The sequence below is a fragment of the uncultured Sphingorhabdus sp. genome (assembly GCF_937872355.1).
Lineage (GTDB): Bacteria > Pseudomonadota > Alphaproteobacteria > Sphingomonadales > Sphingomonadaceae > Sphingorhabdus_B.
This window is the reverse complement of sequence record NZ_CALMSV010000011.1, coordinates 1-8,493: the sequence shown is the minus strand read 5'-3', so window position 1 is coordinate 8,493 and position 8,493 is coordinate 1. Positions and strand designations below refer to the sequence as shown.

Genomic DNA, 8,493 nt, shown 5'->3' with positions numbered 1-8,493 from the left:
GACGCCCTTCAGGCTTTCATGCCGCGAGCGGGGCAATGGCGGGACAGCGACCAGATCAAGACCAAAGGCCAAATCTTCGGCCGTCCGCGCCATCGGTCCTGTCATCGAAAGCACTGTTGCCGCACCCTTTGCGCCGGGGAAATAATGACCGTCGAACGGAATTGAACCAAAGGTTGGCTTGATCCCCATCACACCGCAAAAATGTGCTGGCGTGCGTATCGAACCGCCGATATCCGAACCAAATTCCAGCGGGACGTAGCCCGCCGCCAGCGATGCTGCCGATCCGCCGGATGACCCGCCGGGAACGCGTGTCACATCGTGGGGATTATTAGTGCGGCCGTAAATCGGGTTGACCGATTGCAAGTCGGCAAGTGCAACCGGAACATTGGTCTTGCCTAATACAATCGCACCAGCCTGTTTGAGTCGCTTGACCGCATGGGCATCTTCGTCGGCAACGAAATCACGGGCGAACTCGAAACCCCATGTGGTTTTGAGACCCGCGATATTGTAGCTTTCCTTGACGGTCACCGGCACCCCTTGGAGTGGGCCGCTGACCCCGCCAGCATCTGCCTGTCTGGCAGCGTCGCGAGCGCGATCGAAATCGCGCACAACGACGGCGTTGATCACGTGGTCCTTCGCCTCAATCCGTGCGATGGCGGCATCCACCGCTTCGAGCGCGCTCAGTTCTCCGCGCGAAATTTGACCAGCGAGTTCAAGTGCGCCGGGTTCATGATGAAGCTTTGGAACAGGCATGAGCTCTCCTAATCGGCGCTGCCGAAGACGGTTTTACCATCCTTGATTGTTGCAACCACCTTGATGGCATGCAGATTCGCAGGATCGCTTGAGAGTGGATTCGCATCGAGCACCACCAGGTCCGCCCGCTTGCCTATTTCGAGGCTGCCTTTTTCGGAATCTTCGTGGATCTGCCACGCCGCATTGATCGTCACTTGCTGCAGAGCCCGATAAACCGGAATCCGCTCCATCGGCCCCAATATGTCGCCCGATTGCGACCGCCTGTTCACGCTCGACCATATCAGCCGCATGATATCTGGAGGAACAACCGGCGAGTCATTATGTGCGGTTGGACGAAGACCCAAATTCCATGCGCTGGCCTGCGGCGAAATAAAATCCGCCCGCTTCGGGCCCAAAGCAACATCACGGTGCCAATCCCCCCAGTAATAAGTGTGGTTGGCAAAAAAGCTTGGCTGGATGTCGAGCTTTTTCATTTCGGCGAGCTGTTCAGGCCGCACTACTTGGTTGTGAATCGCAATCGTGCGTTTGCCTGCCAGCCCCTGCGAGCGCACACCATCGATCAATGCCTGCGCCGCCTCGTCGCCGTTCACGTGAACAAAGACCTGCCAGTTTTTCGCAGCGGCTTCGGCCAGCTTAGCGTTGAACAAGTTGAGATCGATTGCCGGGTACCCGCGATAGTCAGCGCCTTTTCCTTCGGGTGGGACAGGAACCGGATCGTGCAACCAAGCCGTCCGGCCTTGTGGCGACCCGTCAAGTGTCAGCTTGATGCCTGCAATACGCAGCCGGTTCACATAGCCATTGCCGATCTGAGCGCGCACGTCTTCCGGCCAGTTCCGCTCCATCGATGCCAGCACGGCGATATCAATCGGCAGCATGTTGCGTTTTGACGCTTCGGCCAAAACAGCCCAGCTTTCAGGAAACGCCCTACCATCCTGAGCTGTGGTGATGCCATAACTCGCAAACTGGTTAGCGCCTGTCACCAACGATGCCAGTCCCTGTTCGATACCGGATGGAAGAATGGCCGACATTGCAAGGAACAATGCAGTTTCTTCCAGAACACCGTCGGGAGTTTTACCATCTGCCTCACGCCGGATATGCCCACCTTTTGGGTCCTGCGAATCCGGGCCTACGCCGATTTTGGTCAGCATGGCGCTGTTGGCAACGGCTAGGTGCCCGCTGACATGTATGATCAGGATAGGCCGTGATGCTGAAACCGCATCTAGATCGTGCCGCGTCGGAAAGCGCCCTTCAGTAAGCTGGCTGTCGTCAAAACCATTGCCAACGATCGGGGCGCCTTCCGGCAGTCGGCGCTGCGCCTCCCAAACTCGAAGCGCAGCTTGAAGTTTGGTGATGGTATCGACCCCTCCCACCGGTGGTGGCTGCAACTGCGCCATCGCTGCATTTTGCCCGGCATAGCTCACATGGCCGTGCGCATCGATAAATCCGGGAAGAAGCGTACGCCCTCTGAGGTCAATCCTTTTAGCTTTTTTGCCCGCCTGTTTGAAAACAGCTTCGGCATTACCGAGCGCTGTGATTTTTCCATCCTTGACGGCGATGGCTTCCACTGTCTCGGGCGTATCGCCTGCCATGGTGATTATCGGCCCGCCCGAATAGATAGTTGCCGGCTCGGGAGCGGGCTTTGCTGCTATCAAAGCGAGCGCTGCGAAAGGCGGCAGGAAATACTTCATACCGCTCTCTTGATAGGTGTTACATTCTCGCCTTCAGGCCGGTCTTCATCCTTGGCATAATAGCGACTGTAGAATTTGCGGAACTGCGCGATCGGCCCGTCGCCTTCGCAGATCAAGGCGTTAGGTTCATATTTCTGCCGGTCCCAGATCACCTTGTCCTGATCGAACTGCTTGCAGATATCACGGATAATGGCGCGTGCTACGCCTGCCCGCTCGCCCTCGGCCTGTGCCTTTGGCTGAGTGAAACAGAAGCGCGCATGCACATGATCAAGTTCGACCGGCGTGATGCAGGCGACCAGCAAGGTTTCTGATATGCCGGTAAAGCGGGTCCAGCTTTGTCCCGGGCCCATCGTATCATAGCTGATGCAGCCATCGACTTCACCCCATGGCGTGCCCATCTTACCGCGCACATCGGCACCGCGTCCCCAGTCGCCCCAGCGCAGATCGCCCAAAGGAACGTTGGCGGTGCCGTGGATATATTTGAAATGGGCGACGTCGACGCCATTTTCCGCCATATTCTGGATAGATCCGTAGACATTCCATTCATGGACATCATAGTCGGTCCATTCGGGATCGGACGTTTCCGGAATGTGCACCACGTCAAACAACGGTGCCACATCATGCGGGTGATACCACGCCCAGACCCAACGGTTGGCTTCGGTTACATGCCAGGTGCGGGTACATTTGCGCTTTACCTGCGGCGGGATGGATTTGGAGTAAGGGATTTCCTTCACCACGCCTTCTTCGCCATCATAGCGCCAGGCATGGAAGGGGCATTCCAGCAAATTGCCATGCACCTTGCCGCCATGACCCATATGGGCACCGAGGTGACGGCAATAGGCATCGACCATGCGCACTTGGCCATCCTCGCCTCGCCATATCGCAAGATCCTTGGAAAAATAGCGCAACGGCTTCACTTCTCCGACGGCCAGATCCTTCGTCATCACAATCGGGTACCAGCCGAATGGAAATCCGATATCAAGGTTGCGCTCCTCGATTGAAGCACGACCTTTGACTTCGGCCAAGCGCCAGTCCAGAAGATCCTGCCCTTTCAGCTTTTCGAGGATTTGCCAGACAGCGACCGGCGCAGTGCGGGCATCGCCAGCGGGGCGGTTTTCTGCTTCAGACATGATCAGTCTCCTTTTCCAAACCTCCCCTTTTCGGGAAGGGCCGGGCCGGGGGGTTGTCTCACCGGGCCGGAAACAGATTTTGGGGAGCAGACTTCCCGGCTCCCTTCTCCTCATTTACCTGCAACTACAGGCCGAACACCTTGATGGCGTTTTCTCTTAAAAATTTGGGCCACACCTCATCCTTGAACGGCACGTTGGGCATGTCATCAAAAATCCGGTCAAGGCTCAAGCCCATTGGGAAATAGCCAGCATAGATTATCTTGTCGGCTCCGCGGGTATTTGCATAATCGATTATGGCTTTGGGATAATGTTTCGGCGCAAAGGCGCTGGTCGAATAATAAAGGTTCGGCCATTTGAGCATCAGCTTCACGGCGAGCGCTTCCCACGGCTCTGCACCATGGCGCATTATGATCTTGAGGTCAGGGAAGAACCAGCAGACCTCATCCAGATGCTCGACCTTTTGGGTTTCCATCGGAATGCGCGGTCCGGGGATGCCGACATTGAGGCAGATCGGAATGCCCAGTTCAGCCGCCGCCGTGTAGAGCGGGAACATATATTTGTGGTTGATCGCGACCTGCGGCAGCGTTCCGCTGGGGAACACGCTGATCGCCGAAATACCCACTTCGCTGTGCAGCCGCTTGATACGGCGCACTTCCTCGACACCTTTGTTCGGATCGCAAGGCACGTCGAAGAAAAATCGGTCAGGATACAGTTCCTTCGCGCGGCGCGAGGTATCATCATCGTTCCAGCCGACCAGCGCTTTTTCAATGTTGAAGCGGTCCATCTGCTCGATCGTCCATTTGACGAAGTCACCAGGATTCCCGGTGGTCGGCACATCCTTGAACATATATTGCGCAGGCATCGAGAATTGTTCGAGTGTCTGCGCATCCTTGATCAACGGACGGAACGCAGCGAACCAGTCCGACCGGTCTTCGGCATTGGGAATGCCCAGCATGCAGTCGATTACCTTGATGTCGGTTGGCATACCCATTTGATTAAACTCCAGTAAGTTCTGGCCACATGGCCCGTAATTTGATCTTGTCCACCTTGCCCACGGCGTTACGCGGCAGTGGCTCATTGACGAACCGGACATGGCCGGGTGCCTTATACCGCGCCAGCTTCTCCCCGACCTCGGTCTTGATTTCCTCTTCGGATACATCCTTGGCAACCACGATCGCGACCAGCAATTCGCCCAGCCGCTCGTCGGGGATACCGAAAGCTGCGCATTCTGCGACGCCTTCCATAGAACCCATCACCCGTTCGACCTCGGCGCAATAGATGTTCTCGCCGCCGGAGATCACCATATCCTTCTTGCGATCGACGATGAATACATAGCCCTCGTCATCGATCCGCCCGATGTCGCCGGTGCGGAACCAGCCATCGGGCGAGAGCACTGCGGCTGTTTCCTCGGGCCGGTTCCAATAGCCTTTCATCACCATCGGGCCACGGACCATAATCTCGCCTGCTTGGCCAGTTGGTGCGTCAATTTTCATGTCGACAAGGCTCAGGACCCGTCCGGCGGCTGTGCGGTTGCGGATAAAATCCTCTCCCACCGCCTGGGCCACGCTGCCCGAAGTTTCGGTGAGGCCATAGCCGGTGCCCATGAATGCCTGTGGGCACGCGCCGCGGATGGCGTCCAGCAGGTTTACTGGAAGCGCCTGCCCGCCGGTGCCGATATTGGTCAGCGATGACAGGTCGGCATCTTCAAGATGCGCGCGATTGAGGACGTCCCACAACATCGTAGGCACGCCGGTGAACATCGTGATGCGTTCGGATGCGATCAACTTGAGAGCCTCTTCAGGATCCCAGCGGTTCATCACGACGATCTTTGATCCCGCCAGCAAAGGCGAGAGAAAGGCACTACCCATTCCCGAAATATGGAACAGCGGATAGACCTGCAGCACCGCAGCCTGCGGCATGTGTGAACGCAGCGTTTCAACATCGGTGCCATATTTCTGCGCCATGCCGTGCAGGATCATCACTCCGGACAATTGCATCAGCATGATGCCATGGATAAGGTTGCTGTGGCTTAGAACTGCGCCTTTCACCCGCCCTGTAGTGCCAGAGGTGAACAGGATCGCGGCTGGATCTTCGGCCTTGGCCAATCCGACAGCGGGAAGCACAGCTCCAGCCTCTGCCTGGAATTCGGATGGCTCGATTATGCGACCGGTATAACCGCCATCGCGCAACCGGTCTGCCCGGTCATGGTCAGCGAGCACAAGCTCTGCGCCGACATCGTCGAGCATCGCCACCAGTTCCGCAGGCGCGCCGCGACTGTTTACTGCGACGACGACTCCACCACAGGCCAATATCGCAAGATAGCCAATCATCCAGGCCGCACTGTTTTTCATGCACAGTCCAACACGGTCACCCCGGTTGATGCCTAGCATCGCTGCCAACGCATCGCGTTGTTCGAAAGCCTGCGCATAGGTAAGGCGGATGTCGCCATCCACGATCATCTCCCGATCGCCAAAGGCCCGGGCGCGTTCGATCATCTGGTTAAGATCGGAAGGCGCATTGACGAACTGGCGCATGCCATCGCGCGCACCGATTTCAAACGGCGATCCGGGGCCGGTAACAGCGTCAAAAATCGGATCGGACTTGCTCATGCCTGCGCCGCCATGTCTTTGGCCCAGCGGTAATCCTGTTTGCCCGCGGGTGACCGCTTTACCTCATCCACCCAGACCAGCGCCTTGGGCAGTTTATAGCCTGCGAGCCTGTCGGCAAGATGCGCCTTCACATTTTCATAGGCCGGCTGCGCGGACCCGGCGCGGGGCGAGACAATGCCGATTACCCGTTCGCCCCAACGTTCGTCTGGCTGACCGGCAACTACGGCGTCGAAGATCGCCGGATGGGTCCGCAGCGCCTCTTCTACCTCTTCGGGAAAAACCTTCTCGCCGCCGGTGTTGATGCAGGTCGAACCGCGTCCGAAAACAGTAATCTTACCGTCATCATCAAGACGCCCGGCATCACCCGAAACGGCCCATAGCTTTCCATCGATGGGGACAAAGGTTTCCGCAGTTTTGACAGGATCATTATAATAACCGATAGGCGTGTTCCCGGTGCGTGCAACAAAGCCGGTTTCGCCGACATTGCCGATGCGACCATCGACCACGACCTGCTGAAATTCATTGGCGGGAAAGCGGCCGACACCGTATTTGGAGTTTTTGGTCATTCCGGACAACCCCGATTCCCGTTCGCCCCGCCCCCCGGCAATCCCGGCACTGGGGACCAACTGCTTCAGATCATCCTTCAGATGCTGCGAGAAGACGGCTCCACCCGAGCCGAGATTGACGACATGGGCAAGGTTCCAGCGCCCCGGATTGGCGCGAAGGGCATCGCGCAGCGGCGTTGCCATTGCGTCACCCACGAACTGGATCATGTTCGCACCCTCGCGTTCCGCGGTATCCAGCATGCGCTCGGCATCAAACACCCTGCCCTCATCGAGTATGATCGTGACCCCGTTCAGCAAAGCGCCCCATAGAGCCCACATCGCCGCCATGTGCATCAACGGCGCGAGGGGGAACAACTTCAACGGATAACCATCGCGCGCGCGGCTTTCGATATCGGCGGGGACCTTTGCCGGGCCCCGCGGGTTGGAAAAACCTGCACCGCCCGCACAGGCAAAGAAGAACGCCTTATGCGGCCACATCACGCCTTTCGGCATACCAGTGGTGCCGCCGGTGTAGCAGAGCAGATAATCGGCGTCGCTCCGTTCCCACGGTCCGCCCGGTTCATGCGCGATAAGGCCGTTGTAATTGACCGAACCGGTTGTGTCCTCTCCGGAACCGTCGTCGACAGCGACCGTCAGCTTTAGCGTCGGGACATCCGCGCGCACTTCGCGGACAATCGGCGAGAATTCGGCACCGTGGACGATCACTGCACTGTCGGCATTGGCGAACAGGTAGCGCAGTTCATCCGCACGATAGCGGTAGTTCACATTATAGGGCACCGCACCCAGTTTGCATGCCGCGATAAATGCCTCAAGATAGGCAGGCGAGTTGTAGAGATAGAGCCCCACCGCATCACCGCGACCTACGCCTTGCGCTGCCATGCCAGCCGCAAGCCGGTCGCAGCGTTCGTTGAGCTCGGCAAAACTGTAGCGCGCGCTGTCGCCAATCAAAGCTATCCTGTCCGGCACCGTGCGTGCAACGGTCTCGAACAGATCGGCGAGATGAAACTGGCTTGCCATAATGCCTCAATAGACCGCAGCGGGGTTCTTTTCCGGGGGACTGCCAAGCATTTCGCGATAGGAAGGGCGTTCCTTGCCTCGGTCGGTCACTCCCAGTTCCTTGGCGATTTCAGCCCCGATCAGGGTGCGACCCGATAGCTCGTCACGGTTGGCTGCATCGTCGATCGCGTTGAGGATATGCGCGGTAAATTCCGGATTTTCCGCACTTTCGATAAAGCCTTCATATTGTTCGGGGTTGGTCTCGCGCGCGATCAGGCTGCGCTCGGTCACCAACGGCCCCATCCAGATGGATACGGCGACCACACCGGTTCCGCGAAGGTCATGTTCCATGTCATGCGCAAACTTGTCGACGCCTGCTTTTTGCGCGCCATAGGCCGGGCCGTGCATATAGCAGCTACCCCCAAAGGATGAACCAAAGCCGATCAGGCCCCGGCCCTGCTTGACCATCATCTGCGCTGCGTGCCAACTCGCAACATAGGCCGAACGCAAGCCGACATCGAGGATCTTGACCGCGTCGAGCTCCTTTTCCCAAAAGGGCTTTTTCTCGATCAGCTGGTGATGGATATAGGTGGCATTGTTGACCAAGATGTCGAGGCGGCCCTGTTCGCGGCGGACCCGTTCGAACAGCGCTGCGACCTGGGCATCGTCCAGCAGATCCATCACCACGCCGATGGCTCGGCCGCCGGAGGCCCCGGCCGCCGCGACGATCGGGAGGGTGCCGTTGTCGGCG

The 8,493-nt window shown here is 58.1% G+C and carries 7 protein-coding genes; all 7 read right to left on the bottom strand.

What is annotated here, in order from left to right; genetic code table 11:
* Positions 1–753, bottom strand: a 753-nt coding sequence (locus Q0239_RS00445) for an amidase family protein (protein WP_298596680.1), incomplete at its 3' end; no start/stop codon positions are given.
* 8 nt (positions 754–761) lie between these two features.
* Positions 762–2,441, bottom strand: coding sequence for an amidohydrolase (locus tag Q0239_RS00440; protein WP_298596678.1), 1,680 nt, complete (start codon positions 2,439–2,441; stop codon positions 762–764).
* Entirely contained in the window at positions 2,438–3,571 is a 1,134-nt protein-coding gene (locus Q0239_RS00435; protein WP_298596676.1) for a Rieske 2Fe-2S domain-containing protein, read from the bottom strand. The genes Q0239_RS00440 and Q0239_RS00435 overlap by 4 nt, the downstream gene beginning before the upstream one ends.
* 124 nt (positions 3,572–3,695) lie before the next feature.
* Positions 3,696–4,562, bottom strand: a complete 867-nt coding sequence (locus Q0239_RS00430; protein WP_298596673.1) for an amidohydrolase family protein — start codon at positions 4,560–4,562, stop codon at positions 3,696–3,698.
* A 4-nt stretch (positions 4,563–4,566) separates the two neighbouring features.
* On the bottom strand, positions 4,567–6,180 hold the full coding sequence (locus Q0239_RS00425; RefSeq protein ID WP_298596670.1) for a class I adenylate-forming enzyme family protein: 1,614 nt from the start codon (positions 6,178–6,180) through the stop codon (positions 4,567–4,569).
* Complete coding sequence (locus Q0239_RS00420) at positions 6,177–7,763, bottom strand: AMP-binding protein (RefSeq protein WP_298596667.1); 1,587 nt, start codon at positions 7,761–7,763, stop codon at positions 6,177–6,179. Before Q0239_RS00420 ends, Q0239_RS00425 begins: the two co-directional genes overlap by 4 nt.
* Positions 7,764–7,769: 6 nt before the next feature.
* A partial coding sequence (locus Q0239_RS00415; RefSeq protein WP_298596664.1) for an SDR family NAD(P)-dependent oxidoreductase occupies positions 7,770–8,493 on the bottom strand: 724 nt, incomplete at its 5' end.

Excerpts from the sequence above, each read along its gene's own strand:
- Q0239_RS00440 (WP_298596678.1), bottom strand. The coding sequence starts at position 2,441 with ATGAAGTATTTCCTGCCGCCTTTCGCAGCGCTCGCTTTGATAGCAGCA.
- Q0239_RS00435 (WP_298596676.1), bottom strand. The coding sequence starts at position 3,571 with ATGTCTGAAGCAGAAAACCGCCCCGCTGGCGATGCCCGCACTGCGCCG.
- Q0239_RS00430 (WP_298596673.1), bottom strand. The coding sequence starts at position 4,562 with ATGGGTATGCCAACCGACATCAAGGTAATCGACTGCATGCTGGGCATT.
- Q0239_RS00425 (WP_298596670.1), bottom strand. The coding sequence starts at position 6,180 with ATGAGCAAGTCCGATCCGATTTTTGACGCTGTTACCGGCCCCGGATCG.
- Q0239_RS00420 (WP_298596667.1), bottom strand. The coding sequence starts at position 7,763 with ATGGCAAGCCAGTTTCATCTCGCCGATCTGTTCGAGACCGTTGCACGC.